Raw genomic sequence first — 21,855 nt, 5'->3', positions numbered from 1 at the left:
AAAACAGCTAATTGTGAAAACAGCTAAGAGAAAAGAGAAGCGAAGCGTACCGGATCGCCATCATCCACATGCAGCACCTCCATTTCGGCGGAGGTAAGCCACAATTCATCGCTATCCAGAGATTCAGAAACAGATAAAAGGAGTGCTTTAAACGCCTGAAAATTCAGGTTCGAGACAATGCATTGTACACCGTCCGGTGATCGGGAAACCTGATCGCATCTTTTAACATGCACAAGCCGGCTGGCTTTGACAGTGCGTACATTATCAATCTCAGCATCCAGGATGGCGCCCGCATCAAAAATATCGACCGCATCGTGATAAGCAAAACCCTCTTTTTCCAGAATAGCGCGGGCAGGCAGCGTATTTTCATGTACCTGACCAATAGTCTGGCGCGCTTCTTCGGGCAACAAGGGGACATAAATGGGGTGAAATGGCATCAACTCTGCAATAAACGTTTTGGAACCAATGCCGGTCAGGTAATCAGCTTCCGCAAAGGAGACATTGAAGAAATGTTTCCCCAGCGCATTCCAAAATGGCGATTCGCCCTGTTGATCCGTAATACCACGCATTTCGGCAAAAATATGTTTCGAGAACAAATGCCTAAAGGCGGCAATAAACAAAAAGCGGCTTCTGGAAAGAAAAACACCATTGCCTCCCCCGTGGTAATCGGGATCAAGGAACAACGTACACAATTCAGTGCATCCGGTATAATCCTGCCCGACAATCAGCGTTTCAAATGTGTTATAAACACCCAATTCTCGGGACGCCCGCACTGATCGGTGTACGCGAAAATTGTAAAAAGGTTCCTCCAGCCCAACAGCAACTTCCAGTGCACTCACACCAACAACACGATGCTTTTCCGTATCTTCCAGGGTAAATAAAAATCCTTGTTGTGCTCGTCCCTTTGCATCGTTGAAAGAATCAATACTGCGTGAAATCCGTGACGTCAGATGTTCCTGATTATTGGGTAAGGTCGTCAGGCCAATTCCTGCACGGGACGAAAGATTGAGGATATCCCCCAAATCTTCATATTGAACGGATCTAAATAGCATCATGATATCACCTCAAATCGGCTTTATTCCTGAACAAATCGCTTGAGGGCGTTTTCAAGGCGGATGAAACCGTCATTGATATCCTGCTGTTCGATATTTAACGCAGGCGCAAAACGCAACACATTAGGGCCGGCTATCAAAGCAATCAATCCCTCTTCCGCAGCGATATTAATCAGGGTTTTCGCCTTGCCCTGATATTTTTCAACCAACTCTGCCCCTAGCAATAACCCCTTGCCACGCAACTCACTGAATACCTGATAACGTTGATTAATCTCGGACATCCGCCTCATAAATTCATGGTGACGCTCTTGCACCCCGGCAAGAAACACCGGTTGGTTCACCAACTCGACAACTTTGTTAGCAACAGCTGCCGCCAGCGGATTTCCGCCAAATGTTGTGCCGTGTGATCCTGGTTGGAAAGCCTCTGCAATATGTTGCCTGACCAGCATGGCACCTATCGGGAATCCTCCACCCAGCCCTTTGGCACTGGTCAAGATATCCGGCTCTACCCCAACCCCCTCGTAGGCATACAAATACCCGGTGCGGCCTATACCCGTTTGGATTTCGTCAAAAATCAGCAACGCTTGATGTTGATCACATAACTCCCGCAATACTTTTAAAAATGCCGGCTCGGCAGGGATCACCCCGCCTTCCCCAATGATCGGTTCAACAATCACAGCGCAGGTTTTTTCCGATATATGAGCCTTGATAGCATCAATATCGTTAAAGGGCAGGTGAGTAATTTGCTGCGGCAATGGCGCAAAATCTTGAGAATATTTAGGTTGCCCTCCGACAGTCACAGTAAATAATGTTCTGCCGTGGAAGGAATTCTCAAATGAAATAATTTCGTTCTTATGATTTCCATATTTATCCAGCGCATATTTTCTGGCAATTTTTAATGCGGCTTCATTCGCTTCCGCCCCGGAATTACAGAAAAAAACTTTATCGGCAAATGTATTTTCAACCAGAGCTTTCGCCAGTTTTAAAACAGGTTCATTGGTATAGCCATTTCCGATATGCCACATATTCTCCATTTGAACATTTAATGCATTCTTTAATTCATCATTGGCATGTCCAAGTGAATTCACCGCAATTCCACCGGCAAAATCAATATATTCTTTACCACTCTGATCCCAGACACGCGAGCCTTTGGCGACAACCGGGATAAAATCTGCCGGCGAAAAACAGGGAACCATATACTGGTCAAACCAATTTCTTTGAATCATGTTCGGCATTTGTTTTTCCTCAAATGATTAAGGTATAAAAATAAGAGCAATTTTATATATCATTAAATTTAACTTTTAATAATTGATCTTATTCAAGTTAAAAATTCACTGTTTCGAGAAGCTCCCAATGACATTATTACAGGATTCCTTTTTATCTGTTTTGATCGTGAATTGCCCTCATAATCCCTTTGAGATTTAACAAAGTCAATACAATAAAATTACAATTAATTTACTTTATGATGTTTTTCACAATTTATAAAAATGCTTTTATTTTCAATTTATGCATTATTTATGCATAAAAAATAAATAAAAAGAGGAATGGAATTGAGGACAGCGGAAATGATGTCTTTCTGTTTAATAATTATTCAAAATAATGGTTATAAGTTATACCCATAAATTTAAAAATGTATTTGCAATTAGTGATTTTTATCCTAGTAAACAATATTACTATTTAAAATCAATTTGTTATAAATTTTTGTACCCATTTTTAATGAATGTGAATGCTCAGGGCGACTTCGGCCGATGAACATACAAGATAAAACCAAGTATGGGTGCGAAGTGGTTTCACTCAGGGATGCTCCGGCCAAACGTAAGCGGATGGCCGGCAATGAATGGATGCCATGTTCCCTGCCGTGCAATAAACAAAAGCGTTTAAAGGAGACGCCCCATTGTTCAGTCAACTTGTTTTTTATCCAATCGATCTTAGATGCGAACACCTGTTCTTACCTCAGGGACTCAATACCTATCAGCCACGCTTCACATGGGGGCTGGCAGGTACAGGGCGAAACAGAAGACAGACTGCTTACCGTATTATCGTTGGCACCGACAAAAAAGCGGTGGCGAATGGAGTGGGAGAACTTTGGGATAGTGGACGGATCGAAGCAACTGATTCCGTGCTGGTTCCCTATGCAGGCAAGGTACTGAAATCCGATCAAGTCTTGTATTGGTCAGTACAGGTCTGGGATGAAACCGGTGCCGTGTCCAAATTTGCTGATCCGGCGATGTTGTTTACCGGTCTTATGGATCCCTCCGATTGGAAAGCCGGTTGGATCACGCGCTCATTCTTTCCCCCTGACGGGCGTACCCCACCTCAAGACACACCGTATGATAACCCATATTCCGCCCTACCCGCAGATTACCATCGGCGGGAGTTCGTGCTGTCCACCCCCATAAAACGGGCAACAGCCTATGTTACTGCACTGGGTCTTTACGAATTTCGCATCAATGGTCAGCGTGTGGGAGATCAAGTGTTGGCCCCTGGCTGGACCGACTTTCATAAACGTATTGAATATCAAAGTTATGACGTCACCAGCCTGCTGTGTGAGGGACACAACGTGCTTGGCGCGATTGTGGGAGAGGGATGGTATTGTGGGCGTGTTGCCCTTAATCACAAACGTGCCGGCAGTCATTACGGTTCTCGTCCGGCTTTTCTCTGTCAATTACATATCGAGGATAAAGACAATAACGTCAATTTTATCGTCACGGATCCGCAATGGAAATGCGCCAACGAAGCAATAATTTATTCTGACCTATTGATTGGAGAAAAATATGACGCACGGTTGGAACAGCAAGGTTGGGATTGCCCTGATTTTGACGATCAAGACTGGTGGAATTCGCAAACCCTGGACGTTTTACCGCAGCCGCCGGTGCTTAATGCAGCGCGTAGCTGTCCAATTCGGAAGACATCTCAATTTGCAGCAAGGCTTTTGCATAAGACAAAGAATGGCGAATTTATATTCGATATAGGCCAGAATATTGCCGGAATTACCAGAATGGAACTGGACGCGCCGCACGATGCCGTTTTCGTATTGCGCCACGGTGAAGCACTGCAACCTGACGGCACGTTGTACACAGCCAATCTCCGTTCTGCGCAAGCTACGGACATTTATATCTCAAAGGGCGGGCAACAGGTTTTTGAACCCAGATTTACCGTTCATGGCTATCGATATATCGCGCTGTCGGCACCTGAGAATTTTGACGTGGCAAAGATAAATTTAACCGGCATTGCTGTTCATTCCGATCTGCCGATTGCAGGATCGTTCACCAGCGGTAGCCCGATGCTCAATCAACTTCAATCCAATATTGTTTGGACACAGCGCAATAATTTTTTATCCGTTCCCACTGATTGTCCCCAGCGTGACGAACGGATGGGCTGGCTGGGTGACGCTCAGGTTTTCTTCAATACGGCGGCCTATAATTTGGACACATCCTCGTTTTTCGATAAGTGGCTATTGGACATTACGGATGCACAGACGAATGATGGTGTCTTTCCAGACGTTGCGCCTTCGATTGTTTATACCCGTTTTGCACCCCTGCCGCCGCGCGGTGCACCAGGGTGGGGAGACGCGGGCGTCATTCTGCCCTGGCGAATTTACGAGCAGTTTGGTGACGTGGATATTTTAGCGCGCAATTATGGTGGTATGGTTCGCTGGATGGATTTCATTGAGCGAAACAATCCCAGCTATATCCGTTGCAAGGCTCTGTTCAGCAATTGGGGAGATTGGCTTTGCCTTGGCAAAACGACATCGAAACCTCTATTCAGCACCGCCTACTGGGCACATATGGCCGATATCATGACATGTACAGCCAGGCTGTTGAACAGACGGCAGGATGAGGCGCGTTTTACGGCGATGCATCGTGAAATTTGCCACGCATTCCAAAAAGCTTTTGTGTCTGATGATGGCGTGCTGGAAAGCGATACACAGACTGCGTATCTGATGGCGATCAGTTACACATTGCTGGATGAACCCACCCGCGTGAGAGCGATTTCGCATCTGTTGCGCACCATTGAGGAAACAGGAGGTCATGTTCAGACCGGTATTCATGGGATCCGTCTTATCTGTCCCGTTCTTGCCGAGTATGGTCACGCCGACATTGCATATGATTTGCTTATGAAAGAGACTTTCCCCTCGTGGGGTTTCACTATTCGCAATGGTGCGACAACCATCTGGGAGCGTTGGGACGGCTGGACACCAGAAAACGGCTTCCAAAGTGCTAACATGAATTCGCTAAATCACTATGCGCTCGGTGCAGTCGGGGAATTCCTATTTGCCCGCGTGGCGGGTATCGAAATTGTACCGGGTTCCGCTGGCAGGAAGTTTCGTTTACGGCCACTCACAAACCGTAAGATCGGTTTTTGCAAAGCGTCGTACCGCGCTCATGTCGGTGAGATAGTGAGCCATTGGCGATTTGATAAAGATTGTCTTTTGTGGGATGTGAAAATTCCGCCAAATTGTATCGCAGAGGCAGAGCTGCCGGAAACACAGGGAGACTGGAAGCTTGACGGTAATAATATACCCGAAGACATGATCCACCCCGACATTTCAGGGCGTAGAAATCGTCTGGAAATCGGGTCGGGAAGTTACCGTTTCTCTTTGGATACCAGTAGCAGGTCTGGGGAATAAACAGCGAACAGAATATACCGACGGCAACATGAGAGCGAGCCGCCAGCGGTGCCGGATACCCGTTGTTATCAGCGATAACTGGCCGTGGAAAACATGCTGCAGTCATAGCAGTAGAAGCGCGTTTTTTTTCCACAGCAGGAGGCGACATGATGAGGTTATTGACGTTAAGCTGCACGGATGCACCTTGCAAATCGGACGTATTTTCTCTTAGTTTATTGTTCATCATGTAGCAAAAGCGGTGGATTACGACTTCATCGTTGCGGTTAGATGAATCCAGATAATTGGCGAAGACGCTTTGGGTGTAATTTAATGCGTTGGATATGAAAATCATTTTCTTGTAAAAGTTCCGGTCACATATCCAACCCGTTGATGATTGTGCATGATCGCTCTTTTTTCAGAGGGACTAAATGGCGACGATTGAAATAACATGTTGATTTTGTCAGCAAACTGAACTCGTCAAAAAACACGGTAAAGGCGATGCAGGGCATCAACATTCAGCTCATCGGGAAAAAGTTCACGCAACGGATTGAATACACGACCAAATAATCCATCTATGTAATCACGTATAGTTACCATTCACATTAAGAATAATCTTTATCACGATGATATTTATTAATATCGCCATATTATAAATCACACTTGCAGTTTTATAAGAAAAAAATAACTATAGTGGATTGAGTAAGCAGATATACTCGATAAACTTCAAGTTGAAATCCGCAAAACGACGCGAGGCCTTATATTTCCCCGCTGCGCGGGGAAATATAACATGCATCTTGAAGTTGGATTGGTATAGATGAATTTTCATATTAATTATAACCTTCGACAATGGCTTTTTTATGACTCTAATAGCTTATTTATATCGTCAATCTTGGGTATTACTGTTGGTATCGACAATAAGCGCATTAATTAGTGGGTTTGCCGGTGCTTCGATAGTCGGGATGATCAGTCAAGGCGTCACAGAAGAGATTAACCTGATTACATTTCTTTGGAGCTTTTTTGGCATCTGTTTTATTTTTTTTATTACTAAAACCGTGTCAGAAATTACATTATCTCACTTAGCCCAATCCACGGTTTTTTCATTACGCCTAAGTTTAAGTAATAAAATTTTGCGGGCACCACTCCAAAAACTGCATAAACTTGGGCGGCACGGTTTATTGGCGGTTTTAACAAAAGATGTCGATGTTTTTGTACATTCCTTTATGTTGGCCCCCTCCGTTTTTGGTAATATCACCCTAATCATCGCCTGTTTTAGTTATTTGGCCTGGATGTCCTGGCAACTGTTTCTCATTTTAGCGGCACTCAGCCTTATCGGAATGTATGTGTTTTATCTGTGGGAAAAATATCCATTACAATTAATGACAGATATGCGTGATCAAATAGATAAAATATACCTTAATTTCCAAAGCCTGATTGATGGTAGTAAAGAGCTGCAACTCAATAAACAAAAAGGTCATCTTTTCATTAGCAAAGTGATTGCGCCTGCCGCCAAAGTATTCCAGGAGATCTGTGTTAAAGCGAACTCCAGCTATGCCTGGGTGCTTAATGCCAGTTCTGTTACATTTTATGCCATGATTGGTATTATTATTTTTGTTGTCCCGATTTGGCTTCCCCAGGAACCAGCAACATTGGTGACTGTATCGCTGCTTGTTCTTTTCTTATCAGGCCCAATCAGTGAAGTTATTGGAGCAATTCCAGAGCTGAGAGAAGCGGAAGTTTCATTGAATAAAATGCGGCGTCTTGACAGCCAACTGGATGAAGCCCTGGCGGTACACATTGAAGGCACGAATCCATTTAGCAAGCAACAAGCCATCGAGATTGAACTGAAAGAGGTTGTCCACCATTACACAACAGATAAAGAAGATCGCCAGTTTGCACTCGGTCCATTAAGTTTGAAAATATCGCAAGGCGAAATTGTTTTTATCGTCGGTGGGAATGGCAGTGGGAAAACAACGCTCGCCATGTTGCTTGTTGGCCTGTTTGAGCAAGAATCCGGTACTATCTCATTAAATGGTGTGCAAGTAACATCAGCGAATAATGAACATTATCGCCAGCATTTTGCGGCCGTTTTTTCTGATTACCATCTGTTTGAGCAGTTACTCAACAGCGATGCGAATGTCACCGAAAAAGCAACACATTATATTGCAGCATTAAACATGGCACACAAAGTTAAAATCGTTGATGGCGAATTTTCCACCACAAATCTTTCCGCAGGTCAACGGAAACGACTGGCTTTAGTTTCAGCTTATCTGGAAGATCGTCCTATTTATCTGTTTGATGAGTGGGCAGCCGATCAGGACCCTGTATTTAAACGCTTATTCTATACTGAACTTCTGCCAGAATTAAAAGCCAGAGGTAAAACTGTCCTGGTTATTAGTCATGATGATGCTTACTTTAATATAGCTGACCGCATTATTAAATTAGAGGATGGTCATATTAAAGAAGTTGATCATAAGGACCATGACATTCAATAAAATGAAATAAAGCTTATTGCAAAGAGCCTGATAAAACAGGCTCTTATTTCACTTTATACCCCCAAAAAAGCTTGAGCAACAAAGTGAACAAAAAAATCACCAATGGCAATAAAATTTATCACATAATACCTATACTCGATAAACTTCAAGTTGTAATCCGCAAGACGACGCGAGGCCTTATATTGAAGTTGGATTGGTATCTAATAAAATTAGACACATTAGAAAAAAACTATTAGAAATGTGCAATAGGATTATTTAATGTGAAATTATCTAATTTTGTAATAAACATAATCTTCTCAGCGACAAGAAGAGATTAAATAAAGATAAAAATAAGACTGTTCTTTTTTATTAGAATGGTCAGCTCTTTTTATTGTGTAAACCCAAGTGTGATTTCTTGTTTTATCAGTTCTCATGTTTTTATTTTTAATGTACCCATAAAAAGGGAGCTATAGAATGAATTACCCTGAAAAATTGAAATCATTCCCTTTATCAGAAGCTCAACGCAGCCGCTGGTTTCAATATCAAATTGCCCCGGATAAACGCGGTCAAAATAATAGTGCATTTTGCGCTCACATTAAAGGATTAACGGCTACGTGTTTAGAAGAAGCTCTCAATAAACTGGTACAAAGACACCCGATGCTGCGGGCAAGTTTTGGACTATACCCCGGCGAATTAGGCTATTGCATCGCAAACAGCGCTAACATCACACTGACAATACATGATGCCCAATATCTTAGCGAAGAAACGCTTAAACAGCGTGTTCAGGAGGATTGCTGGCATAGGTTTGATCTCACCGAACCGCTGCGGGTTTATGCCAGTTGGTATCAACGCAATCCACAAGAAAGCGTCATGGTCTTGACCTTTGATCATCTGGCCGTTGATGGCTGGTCTTATTGGATACTGTTAGATGAACTTGATGCTCTGCTTTCTGCAACCCCCCTGGAACCCGCACCAGAAAATAGTTTCCACGATTATGTGGAATGGCAACAACAATGGCTGAAAAGTGCCAGCGCCAAAAAACAACAACAATTCTGGCAAAACACCCTGTCAGGCGATTTAGCCGTATTGCAATGGCCACCGAAAAACAGCACCTTGCCCGCCACAGGAAAAATATCGTTAAAGAAAATCATTAACAAGTCACTGACGCGTAAGCTGCAAGCATTGGCGCTAAAATATGATAACAGCCTGTTTGCTGTTTTTCTGGCTGCCTACCAAATTCTTCTGAGCCGTTATACCGAAGTCGATGATGTCATTATCGGTTCTATTTTGCCGGGAAGAGGCCGTGCTCGTTGGGGAAAATTAGTCGGCGAATTTATCAATCCGGTGGCTTTACGCTGCCAGATAAACGGGGATATGACCGTACAGGAACATATCACTCAAGCGACGAAGACCATCCGACAGGGGATTGAAAACCAGAAATATCCGTTTTCCAGGATACTGGAACAACTGAAACTGCAACGCAATGCAGACGTTCACCCCGTATTCCAGACGGTCATGATATTCCAGAAAGCCAGATATACGGGTGATCTCACCACCCTCTGGATGGCGGAAGATGACAATGTCACGGTACAGTGGGGAAATGCAGAGTTGCGGCCCTTCCCCTATCCTCTCTATGCCGATGTCCCCGTTCCATTGATGATAAATGTCTTAGAAGCCGGTGATCATATCGGCTATACCTTTTATTATGACACTGCAATATTTGATGCCGCATTCATCTCCCAGCTTATGCAGAACCTCTTGACTCTGCTGGAAGCGATGGTAGACGACGAACAACAGACAATTGATCGTTTACCATTGATGGATGAACAGGCACGTCAGCAACTCCTTCATGATTTTAACAATACGGATAATCCCTTCCCGCAACACGCCTTAATCCATCAATTTGTTGAGCAACAAGCCGCACGCAACCCAACTGCCATTGCACTGCTGTACGGGAATACGCAACTCAGTTATATGGAATTGAATCAGCGGGCTAACCAGCTAGCTCACGCTCTTGTCGCTGCAGGAATTCATCCAGATGATCGCGTCGCCATTTGCATGGTACGTAGTTTGGATATGGTCATTAGTTTGCTGGGGATTTTGAAAGCGGGGGCGGCTTATGTGCCCCTCGATCCGGAATATCCCACAGACAGGCTCGCTTATATCCTGTCAGACAGCGAACCTGTGGTTCTGCTGACCCATCATGGCTTGCAAGAACAATTGCCCGTGACCGAAATGCCGGTCTGGTTTTTAGATAATCCCACCGTTCAGGCCAATCTTGCCCGTCAGGATGATGATAACCTGGAAGCCTCTTATTTAGGGCTGACATCGCGTCATCTGGCCTATGTCCTCTATACCTCTGGCTCAACCGGACTCCCCAAAGGCGTGATGAATGAGCACCGCAGTGTGGTTAACCGTTTGCTCTGGGCGCAGGATACTTATCAATTAACCCCGCGAGATCGCGTTTTACAAAAAACGCCGTTCAGTTTTGATGTTTCTGTTTGGGAATTCTTCCTTCCCCTGATGGTTGGGGGCCAATTAGTGATGGCTCGCCCCGGCGGTCACAAAGAACCGCACTATTTATTGGAAGAGATAGAAAGCCGTCAAATCACGACGATCCACTTTGTGCCTTCCATGCTGCAAAGTTTTCTTCATGATATTCCGGCCGGACGCTGCCTTTCCCTGCGCCAGATTTTATGTAGTGGGGAAGCACTGCCTTATGCCTTGCAACAACACTGTCTGTCCCACTTGCCTCACAGCGAACTGCATAATTTATATGGTCCCACGGAGGCAGCCATTGATGTCACGGCCTGGCAGTGTGTTCCGGGTCGCTATATCGGGCAGGTGCCGATTGGGTATCCTATTGCCAATATCCGAATCTATATTCTCGATCCCCACGGAGAAGTCGTTCCAATAGGTATGGCGGGGGAAATTTATATCGGTGGAGTGGGTGTTGCCCGTGGTTATTTGAACCTGCCTGAATTGACCGCTGAACGTTTTATTAACGACCCATTCAATGCCGGACCTGATGCTCGTCTGTATAAAACCGGCGATCTGGGACGTTGGCTACCGGATGGCAGTATCGCCTATCTGGGACGCAATGATTTTCAAGTCAAAATTCGCGGATTACGTATTGAGCTAGGTGAAATTGAAACCTGTCTGACCCAGTGTGCAGGCATTCGTGAAGCGGTGGTTGTTGCCCGTGAAAATGGAACCCATGACAAGCGGCTGGTTGCCTATTTAATCCCAAATCAGGATAGCAAACCGGGCATTACTCAACTGCGTGAGCAATTAAGCCGAACTCTCGCCGATTACATGATACCGACTGCCTTTGTGGTGATGGAGGCGTTTCCTCTCTCCCCGAATGGCAAACTCGATCGCAAGGCCCTGCCTGCTCCCGATCATGCGGCCATGTCAAGTCGTGAATATGCGGCTCCAGAAGGCGAAACGGAAGAGCAGTTGGCCGTCATTTGGCAAGTGTTATTGGGACTGGATCGGATAAGCCGCTATGACAACTTCTTTGAATTGGGCGGACATTCCCTGCTAGTACTACAGCTACAGTCGCAAATAAAACAAACATTTGATGTTGAATTATCTATTCATCAACTGTTTTCCCACCCAACCCTCTGTCAACTTGAAGAATGCATTATCGACTCTCTATTAGGGCAATTTGATTCAGAATCCCTACAAGATATTTATAAATCAATGAATTAGATTTTAATTTACTTTGTTTTAAGTGGTGATAATCCAATGAATAATAACGAGCTTTCATCTTTACCCTTAGCGGAACGCAGAAGACTACTTGAGTTAGCCACATCAGCAAAACTAACCCGCCAATCGACGAAAAAAACAACAATCACAGTTCAATCGCGTGATAACGGCGTGCCATTATCCTGGACACAACAACGTTTATGGTTCCTTGCTCAATTAGATCCTGCTGCACAAACGGCATACCATATGTCAGTGGGGTTGAATCTAAAGGGCAAACTGAATCTGAATGCCTTGCAAGCAGCTCTGGATCGTATTGTGGCGCGCCATGAAATTCTCCGTACCACGATCATGACGGCAGAAGACGAAGCACAGCAAATTATCCATGATGCAGATTGTGGTTTTCCGCTGATACAAGAAGATTTCAGCCAGCTATATTCAGAACAGGGAACGACATCAGAACAGCAAGCGGCCATTGAAAAAATCGCCTGTCTTGAGGCAAACCACCCCTTTGATTTTGTTAATGGTCCATTAGCACGGGGACGTTTGCTAAAACTGGCAGAAGATCAGCATATTCTGCTGTTAACTCAGCACCATATTATCTCTGATGGCTGGTCAGTCAGTCTCTTTATGCAAGAACTGTCCGCTCTTTATCGTGCATTCCGTCAAGGGCAGCCTGATCCAATGCCCGCCCTGACCATTCAGTATGCTGATTATGTTCTCTGGCAGAAAAATGAGTTGCAGGGAAAAGGGCTGGAAAAACAGGTCGAATTCTGGCGTAACGCCCTGCAAGGTGCACCCGCACTTCTGGAAGTCCCCACTGACCGTCCGCGCCCTGTGAAGCAAAGCTATATTGGCGGACGCGTTAATATTGCTCTGCCTCCTGCATTGCAGACTGGTTTAAAAGAACTCAGCCAACGCCACGGAACAACCCTATTTATGACGTTACTGGCGGGATGGGCTACATTGCTCGGCCGCCTCAGTGGTCAGGATGATATTGTGATTGGTACGCCCATTGCTAATCGTCAACAACCTGAATTAGCCCCTTTAATCGGCTTTTTTGCCAATACATTAGCATTACGTGTGCAATTGCATGATAACCCGAGTGTCAATGAACTTCTGGCACAAGTAAAAGAACAAGCAATCAATGCATTTGCCCATCAAGACCTGCCCTTCGAACAACTGGTCGAGATTTTGCAGCCTCCGCGCATCCTGAGCCATAGCCCAATTTTTCAGGTTATGCTGGCAACCAATAATACGCCGGGACAACGGCATTTCGACCTGCCGGGATTGGTATTGGATGAGCGGCCATTAATCAGGGATAGTGCTTACTTTGACCTGACATTAACGCTGGATGAAACTGAAAAGGGGTTAGTGGGTGATCTGGAATATGCCCGTGATCTGTTCGACCACGCCACGATTGAGCGTATGGTCAGCCATTTAAACACCTTACTGGCGGCAATGGTGACTGATGATAGCCAGCGTGTGGCTGAACTACCGCTGATCACCCCCCAACAGCGCCAACAATTGTTGGTGGATTTTAATGACACAGCCCTCACCTGCCCACAGGATAAATTGATCCACCAGCTCTTTGAACAACACGCAGAGTCGATGCCTGATGCTATTGCTCTGGTGTATCAAGATACGCAACTGAGTTATGCCGAACTGAACCAGCGTGCCAACCAACTGGCACACAGCCTGATTGCCTTTGGCATACGCCCAGACGACCGCGTGGCTCTGTGCGTCGGGCGCAGCCCGGATATGATCATGGGCATGTTGGGCATTCTCAAAGCAGGAGCAGGTTACGTTCCGTTCGATCCAGAATATCCTGCCGAACGATTGACATACCAGTTATCAGACAGCACACCAACGTTATTGCTGACGCAAAAACAGTTACAGGCAAGTTTACCGCCGACGGAGGTGCCGGTCTGGTTGCTGGATGATGAAAATTATCTAAATGTTGTGGCGCAACAGCCAACCCACAATCCTGATGCCCGCCAATCAGGGCTTCTGCCACATCATCTGGCCTATATTATCTACACCTCCGGTTCGACCGGATTGCCTAAAGGGGTGATGCTGGAACACCGTAATGTCGTCAACTTTATTCATGCTCAACATCAAATCAGCCATCCCCAACCCGGGGATCGCATTCTGCAATTTGCGACCGTGGCATTCGATACCTCGGTATCAGATATTTTCCCGACACTGGCTGCGGGGGCGACTTTAGTCCTGCGTCCTGCCCATATCCGTGTGCCGGATACGGAATTTATTGATTTTTTACGGCAGCAGAAGATCACCATTATGGATCTGCCGACGGCGTTCTGGCACCAATGGGTACAGGAGATGAAAGCCGATCGTACAGGTTTCAGTCCTGACCTGCATACGGTTATAGTCGGTGGAGAGAAAGCAGAATACCGCCATTGGGTAGATTGGCAATCATTGCCCGAAACGCAATGCTGCCGTTGGATCAACACCTATGGCCCAACGGAAACCACCGTTATCGTAACGTCACTGATCCTAACGGGTGGCGCCTCCACCGAGATTGTAAACAACATTCCTATTGGCCGCCCCAATGCCAATTCCCGTATTTATATTCTCGATCCTTTCGGCCACCCCGTACCCATCGGTGTCAGCGGGGAGATTTATATCGGCGGTGCCGGTGTCGCCCGTGGTTACTTAAACCGACCGGAACTGACGGCAGAACGCTTTGTGCCCGATCCATTCAGTAAAGAAGCCAATGCACGCCTGTATAAAAGCGGCGATCTGGGGCGCTGGCTACCGGACGGTAACATTGAATATTCAGGCCGCAATGATTTTCAGGTCAAACTGCGTGGCTTCCGTATTGAATTAGGCGAAATCGAAGCGCAATTGGCAACTTGTGACGGCGTTAAAGATGTGGTGGTCATTGCCCGTGAAGAAACGGCTGGCGACAAGCGTCTGGTTGCCTACCTGATACCACAACCTGATGTTACGCTCACCCCTTCCCATCTGCGTGAACAATTGAGCATCCATCTGATGGAGCACATGATCCCCAGTGCATTTGTCATACTGGAAGCATTCCCACTGACCGGCAGTGGTAAATTAGATCGCAAGGCCTTGCCAGCACCGGATCGTACTGCAATCGCCAGCCGTGAATACGAAGCCCCTCAAGGGGAAATTGAGCGGAAACTGGCGGAGGTCTGGCAATCCCTGCTGGGGCTGGAGCAAGTAGGACGTCACGATAATTTCTTTGAATTGGGTGGGCACTCTTTGCTGACAGTGCAGATGGCTACCCGCTTACGCCAGATTTTCAACAGCAAAGTGGACTTGCAAGATCTATTCACCCATCCAATTTTGTCCGATTTGGCCCAATCGTTGGATACCGCCAATCAACCAGCACCGCATGCCACACAACCGGTGATACTCCCCGCCGACCGACAACAAGTTCTGCCTCTCTCCTGGGCACAACAACGCCTGTGGTTCCTGGCGCAGTTAGATCCTGCCGCCCAAACGGCATATCACATCTCTGGCGGGTTGCGTCTGCAAGGCCAGCTAAACCTGAATGCGCTGCAAGCGGCTCTGGATAGGATCGTTGCCCGCCATGAAATTCTGCGCACAACGATCAACATGGAGGATGGTATCGCCCGGCAAGTAATTGCCGGAGCGGAGCGGGGCTTCACGTTGACCATTAAAGATGTCAGTCAATCAACTGAGACAGAAAAACAGGCGGCTATTGATGCCGCCGCTCAATTTGAAACTCACCATCCCTTTGATTTTGCTCTGGAACCATTAATTCGTGGACAATTGTTAAAACTCGCCAGTGATGAACATGTTCTGTTGTTGACTCAGCACCACATGATTTCGGATGGCTGGTCATTGAACATCCTGATATATGAATTCACCACCCTCTACCGTGCTTTCATTCAGGAACAACGCGATCCACTGCCTGCACTGACAATACAATATGCTGACTATGCTCTCTGGCAGCGACAATGGCTACAGGGTGACGTGCTGGAAAAACAGGTCAGTTTCTGGCGAGAAGCGCTGCAAGGTGCCCCTGCGTTACTGGAACTGCCGACAGACAGGCCACGCCCTGCGGTTCAGCGCTACCGTGGTGATCACGTGGCATTCTCCCTTTCACCTGCATTAAGTGATGGCTTAAAGGCATTGAGCCAGCGCCATGGTGCCACATTATTCATGACATTACTGGCAGCATGGTCAATATTGCTTGCCCGCATCAGTGGTCAACAAGATGTTGTTATCGGAACGCCGATCGCTAACCGACAGCACCGTGAATTAGAACCGTTGATCGGTTTCTTTGCCAATACGCTGGCACTCAGGGTGAAACTGGAGGATAACCCCACCGTTGGCGCATTATTGGCACAAGTCAAAGCCCATGCACTGGCAGCCTATGTACATCAGGACTTACCCTTTGAACAACTGGTCGAAGCGCTGCAACCGCCACGTAGCTTAAGTTATAGCCCGATATTTCAGGTCATGCTCGCGCTGGATAACACACCGATCCAGCAATCTCTTGAATTACCCAATTTAGAGCTGGGTGAACTGCCATTAACCCGCAGAAGCACCCATTTCGATCTGTCACTTTCCATGAACGATACCGAAAATGGGGTAATCGGTGAATTGGAATATGCCAGTGATCTGTTTGATCGAGCCAGCATTGAACGGCTGGCAAGCTATCTGCAAACCCTATTAACCGCGATGGTTGCTGATGATCCTCTGCGGATACACGATTTGCCGTTGCTGCAAACGCAACAACGCAGGCAATTATTGGTGGATTTCAATAATACCAATCTGGTCTATCCGCAAGATAGGTTGATCCACCAACTGTTCGAGCAACAAGCGGAACAAACACCTGATGCGATTGCATTAGTGTTTGGTGATAGTCAACTGAGTTACGCCGCATTAAATCGTCATGCTAACCAGCTGGCTCATCATCTGATTGCATCTGGTGTACGCCCCGATGATCGCATTGCTCTCTGTGCCGATCGTAGTCTGGATATGATTATCGGTATGTACGGTATCCTGAAAGCGGGGGCCGGCTATGTGCCGCTCGATCCAGAATACCCCGCAGAACGGCTGGCTTATCAATTATCAGACAGTAAGCCAGTCTGGTTGTTGACTCAGCGCCATTTACAGGCACATTTGCCGGCGCAGGACATTCCCACTCTGTTGTTGGATGATGATGACCACCGTAATGCGGTAGCACAGCAACCCAGCCATAACCCTGATCTCCGCCAAATGGGGCTGCAACCGCATCATCTGGCTTATATCATCTATACCTCCGGCTCCACCGGACAACCTAAAGGGGTGATGCTGGAGCACCGCAATGTAGTGAACTTTATCCATGCGCAACATAAGACCAGCGAACCTAAACCGGGTGATCGCATCCTGCAATTTGCCACCATCGCCTTTGATACCTCGGTATCCGATATTTTCCCGACGCTGGCAGCCGGTGCAACACTGGTTCTGCGACCGCCTCATATCCGCATACCGGATGCAACCTTCGTTGCTTTCCTGCGCGAACAGAAGATCACCATTATGGATATGCCCACGGCTTTCTGGCACCTGTGGGTACAGGAGATGATGGCCGGACGCAGTGGTTTCAGCCCCTATCTGCACACCCTTATTGTCGGCGGTGAAAAAGCGGAGTACCGTCATTTAATCAGCTGGCTGTCTCACCCGGAAACCCAATCCTGCCGCTGGATTAACTCCTATGGCCCGACTGAGGCAACGGTGATTGCCACGACATTAAAGCTGGATCACCAACATCCACCGCACTTCGAAAGTGTTATCCCGATTGGTTATCCACTGCCTAATACCCGCGTTTATATCCTGGATACCCGGGGTCAGCCGGTGCCGATTGGGGTGAGTGGCGAAATTCATCTTGGTGGCGCAGGCGTTGCCCGTGGTTATCTCAATCAACCCGATTTAACCACAGAGAAATTTATTCCTGATCCCTTTAGTGAACAAACAGATGCCCGTATGTATAAAACCGGCGATCTGGGGCGCTGGTTGCCCAATGGCACGATTGAATATCTGGGGCGCAACGATTTTCAGGTCAAGCTACGCGGTTTCCGCATTGAACTAGGGGAAATTGAAGCACAACTAGCCGCCTGCGAAAGCGTCAGTGATGCCGTGGTGATTGCTCGTGAAGAGGAAAAGGGGGATAAGCGTCTGGTTGCTTACCTCATTCCACAATCAGGCGTTCTCCTCAACCCTGCCTATCTGCGTGAACAATTGAGCGTCAGTTTGATGGAACATATGCTCCCCAATGCCTTTGTTATGCTGGATGCGTTCCCGCTAACTGCCAATGGCAAGCTGGATCGCAAAGCCCTGCCAGCACCGGACCACTCTGCCATTGTCAGCCGTGAATATGAAGCGCCACAAGGAGAAACGGAGCAAATTCTGGCGGCAGTTTGGCAATCCCTGCTACGCCTTGAGCAAGTGGGACGCCATGACAATTTCTTTGAGCTGGGTGGACATTCTTTGTTAGTCGTTAATCTGATCGAAGAATTACGCCAGCATGACCTATTCCTTGATGTCAGTACCGTCTTCTCGGCACCAACACTGGCTGCCATGAGCGCTCGTTTAAATCAAAATAGCACGCGTAGTAGCACCGAACTGGCTATTCCGCCAAACCTGATCCACGAAGACAGCCAGACTCTTACCCCAGACATGCTGCCACTGGTGGAGTTGACACAAAACCAGATCGAGGAGATTGTCCACCTCGTTCCCGGCGGTATCGCCAATATTCAGGATATCTACCCGCTTGGGCCATTACAGGCCGGTATCCTGTTCCATCATTTGCTGGAAACCGAAGGCGATATCTATCTGGATAATCAGCTTATGGCGTTCGACAGCCGGGCACGTCTAGATACGTTCTTACAGGTACTGCAACAAGTCATTGATCGGCACGATATTCTGCGCAGTGCGGTGCATTGGCAAGAATTGCCCGAACCTGTTCAGATTGTTTATCGTCGGGCACCGCTGCCGATTATTGAACACGTGTTGTTAACAGAAGCGCAATTACGTCATCTCACTGACCCACACACGGTGCGAATGGAAATCACCAAAGCCCCACTTCTGGCGGCACATATCGCCCGGGATCCTGAATCTGGGCAGTGGCTGCTCTCCTTATTACATCACCATTTAGTTTGCGACCACATTTCATTGGGCATGATCTTTAATGAGATTAACGCACTGATCCTGGGAGAAAATGACACCCTGCCGGTTCCCCTGCCTTACCGTAATTTTATCGCCCAAGCCCGTAGCGTGCCGCAGGAAGTCCATCAAACCTATTTCCGCGAGCAACTTGGGGATGTTGAAGAGCCAACTCTGCCCTTTGGATTACTTGACGACCCCAAAGAAACAAAGCGCAATAAAATCGTAGAGCATATCCTCACACTGGATAGCGAACTCGCCCACAACCTGCGTAACTGCGCCCGGCAACTCGGCATGAGTGCCGCAGTGCTGTTCCATGTCGCATGGGCACACGTATTAGCCCGATGCAGTGGGCGAAGCGATGTGGTGTTTGGCACGGTCCTGCTGGGACGCTTACAGGGCGGAATCGGCGCTTCCGAAGTATTGGGTATGTTTATCAATACCCTGCCTGTCCGTATTCGGTTACAGGAGCGTACCGTTAAGCAGGCAGTCCGGGAAACCCAGCGACAACTCAGTGAATTGCTCGATCACGAACAAGCATCATTGGCCGTTGCCCAGCGTTGCAGTGGCATCCAGGCCCCATTACCGTTGTTTAACAGCCTGCTGAACTTCCGCCATAGCCCACGTAATCAATCTCAATCTGCATCGTTGGCATGGGAAGGTGTGCAGATACTCAGTGGTGAAGAACGCAGTAACTATCCACTGTCACTGGATATCGATGATTTTGATGATGGATTTGCACTGACCGCACAGTGCTATCAGCAGATTGATCCGGCGCATATCAACGCCTATATGGATATCGCCTTGCGAGGCATTATTGCAGCCCTGCAACACGCACCGGAGCAGAAAATTGAATCACTCGATATCCTCCCGCCAGAAGAGCGTATTCAGGTATTGGAAACCTTTAACGATACTGCCGTCGATCTTCCGCCCGAGGTTTTAATCCACCCACTGTTTGAACAGCAAGTGGAACGGACACCTGATGCCACCGCACTGGTGTTTGGTGCAAGCCAATTGAGCTATGCCGAACTGAACTACCATGCCAATCAACTGGCTCATCATCTGATTGCATCCGGTGTACGCCCCGATGATCGCATTGCTCTCTGTGTCGATCGTAGTCTGGATATGATTATCGGTATGTACGGTATCCTGAAAGCGGGTGCTGGTTATATTCCGCTCGATCCAGAATACCCCGCAGAACGGCTGGCTTATCAATTATCAGACAGTAAACCAGTCTGGTTGTTGACTCAGCGCCATTTACAGGTACATTTGCCGGCGCAGGATATTCCCACCCTGTTGCTGGATGATGATGACCACCGTAACGCGGTAGCACAACAACCGATTTATAACCCTGATATCCGCCGAATGGGGCTTCAACCGCACCATCTGGCCTATATTATCTATACTTCCGGCTCTACCGGACAACCCAAAGGCGTGATGCTGGAACACCGCAATGTGGTGAACTTTATTCATGCGCAACATAAGACCAGCGAACCTAAATCGGGTGATCGCATCCTGCAATTTGCCACCATCGCATTTGATACCTCGGTATCGGATATTTTCCCGACGCTGGCATCCGGTGCTACTCTGGTTCTGCGTCCACCTCATATCAGAGTACCGGATGCGACATTTGTCGCCTTCCTGCGCGAACAGAAGATCACCATCATGGATATGCCTACCGCCTTCTGGCATCACTGGGTACAGGAGATGATGGCGGGGCGCAGTGGTTTCAGCCCCTATCTGCATACCCTTATTGTCGGCGGTGAGAAAGCAGAACATCGACATTTAATCAACTGGCTGTCTCACCCGGAAACGCAATCCTGCCGCTGGATTAACTCCTATGGCCCGACTGAGGCAACGGTGATTGCCACAACATTGACCGTGGATAAACGGGCGAGAGATAACCCGCAAGTCCCATATCTCAATGACAATATTCCGATTGGCCGCCCATTGCCCAATACCCGTATCTATATTTTGGATACCCTCGGTCAACCGGTGCCTATTGGTGTCAGTGGTGAAATTCACATCGCTGGTTCAGGTGTCGCGCGGGGTTATCTGAATAAGCCGGAGATGACGGCGGAGAAATTTGTTGCCGATCCATTCAGCGCACAGCCAAATACGCGCATGTACAAAACCGGTGACTTAGGACGCTGGTTGCCAAACGGCATGATTGAATATCTGGGACGCAACGATTTTCAAATCAAGATACGCGGCTTTCGCATTGAACTGGGGGAAATTGAAGCACAGCTGGCTAGCTGTGAAGGCGTCAGGGATGCGGTAGTCATCGCCCGTGAAGAAGAAACCGGCGACAAACGTCTGGTGGCCTATGTCATTCCACAATCCGGTTTCACACCAGATGCCAATAGGCTGCGTGAACAACTGAATCACCGTCTGGCGAGTTATATGGTGCCTGGCGCGTTTATTGTGCTGGAAGCCTTCCCGCTAACCGGAAGCGGCAAATTAGATCGCAAAGCCCTGCCAGCGCCAGATCGTTCAGCCATCGCCAGCCGTGAATACGAAGCACCCCAGGGTGAAATCGAACAGCAAATTGCCGCTATCCTACAGACTTTATTGGGGTTAGAACAGATAGGACGCCATGACAGCTTCTTTGATCTGGGTGGAAATTCCCTATCAATCATTCAGCTCATGGCAAGATTACGTGATGTCTTCCATCTTGAAGTGTCCATTCAAGACATATTTACCCATCCAGAACTTTCTGAACTCGCCGGGCTTATCGCATCAAGACAGGTCGAAACCTTTTTCGCACAAGAAGATATCGAATTGCTGCAAAAAGAATTGGAAAACTTGTCCGAAGATGAACTGCGTGCCCTGCTAAATGGAGATAATTAATTAA

Annotated in this window: 6 protein-coding genes; 4 read left to right on the top strand and 2 right to left on the bottom strand. The window is 47.4% G+C overall.

Annotation, left to right across the window (positions count from 1 at the left end):
• Positions 1–23: 23 nt before the first annotated feature.
• Positions 24–1,052 (bottom strand): arginine N-succinyltransferase, encoded by a 1,029-nt coding sequence (gene astA / locus PXH59_RS01565; RefSeq protein WP_285811845.1) that lies wholly within the window; start codon positions 1,050–1,052, stop codon positions 24–26.
• Positions 1,053–1,075: 23 nt separating this feature from the next.
• Positions 1,076–2,287 (bottom strand): aspartate aminotransferase family protein, encoded by a 1,212-nt coding sequence (locus PXH59_RS01560; RefSeq protein ID WP_285810013.1) that lies wholly within the window; start codon positions 2,285–2,287, stop codon positions 1,076–1,078.
• Positions 2,288–2,946: 659 nt separating this feature from the next.
• On the opposite strand from PXH59_RS01560, the gene PXH59_RS01555 reads away from it, so the two are divergent.
• From PXH59_RS01555 to PXH59_RS01540, 4 genes are all read left to right on the top strand, one after another.
• Entirely contained in the window at positions 2,947–5,682 is a 2,736-nt protein-coding gene (locus tag PXH59_RS01555) for an alpha-L-rhamnosidase (RefSeq protein WP_285810012.1), read from the top strand.
• 836 nt (positions 5,683–6,518) lie between these two features.
• Complete coding sequence (locus tag PXH59_RS01550) at positions 6,519–8,153, top strand: cyclic peptide export ABC transporter (protein ID WP_285810011.1); 1,635 nt, start codon at positions 6,519–6,521, stop codon at positions 8,151–8,153.
• A 453-nt stretch (positions 8,154–8,606) separates the two neighbouring features.
• A complete protein-coding gene (locus PXH59_RS01545; protein WP_285810010.1) occupies positions 8,607–11,846 on the top strand; it encodes a non-ribosomal peptide synthetase in 3,240 nt (1,079 codons plus the stop codon).
• 36 nt (positions 11,847–11,882) lie between these two features.
• Entirely contained in the window at positions 11,883–21,851 is a 9,969-nt protein-coding gene (locus tag PXH59_RS01540; protein ID WP_285810009.1) for a non-ribosomal peptide synthetase, read from the top strand.
• Positions 21,852–21,855: the final 4 nt, after the last annotated feature.

This window comes from Xenorhabdus bakwenae (genome assembly GCF_030272115.1).
Classification (GTDB): Bacteria; Pseudomonadota; Gammaproteobacteria; order Enterobacterales; family Enterobacteriaceae; genus Xenorhabdus; species Xenorhabdus bakwenae.
This window is presented reverse-complemented; position numbering and strand designations above follow the sequence as displayed.

What these genes read in the sequence shown, in the direction of transcription:
- astA (WP_285811845.1), bottom strand. Translation starts at nt 1,052, where the DNA reads ATGCTATTTAGATCCGTTCAATATGAAGATTTGGGGGATATCCTCAAT.
- PXH59_RS01545 (WP_285810010.1), top strand. Translation starts at nt 8,607, where the DNA reads ATGAATTACCCTGAAAAATTGAAATCATTCCCTTTATCAGAAGCTCAA.
- PXH59_RS01550 (WP_285810011.1), top strand. Translation starts at nt 6,519, where the DNA reads ATGACTCTAATAGCTTATTTATATCGTCAATCTTGGGTATTACTGTTG.
- PXH59_RS01560 (WP_285810013.1), bottom strand. Translation starts at nt 2,287, where the DNA reads ATGCCGAACATGATTCAAAGAAATTGGTTTGACCAGTATATGGTTCCC.
- PXH59_RS01540 (WP_285810009.1), top strand. Translation starts at nt 11,883, where the DNA reads ATGAATAATAACGAGCTTTCATCTTTACCCTTAGCGGAACGCAGAAGA.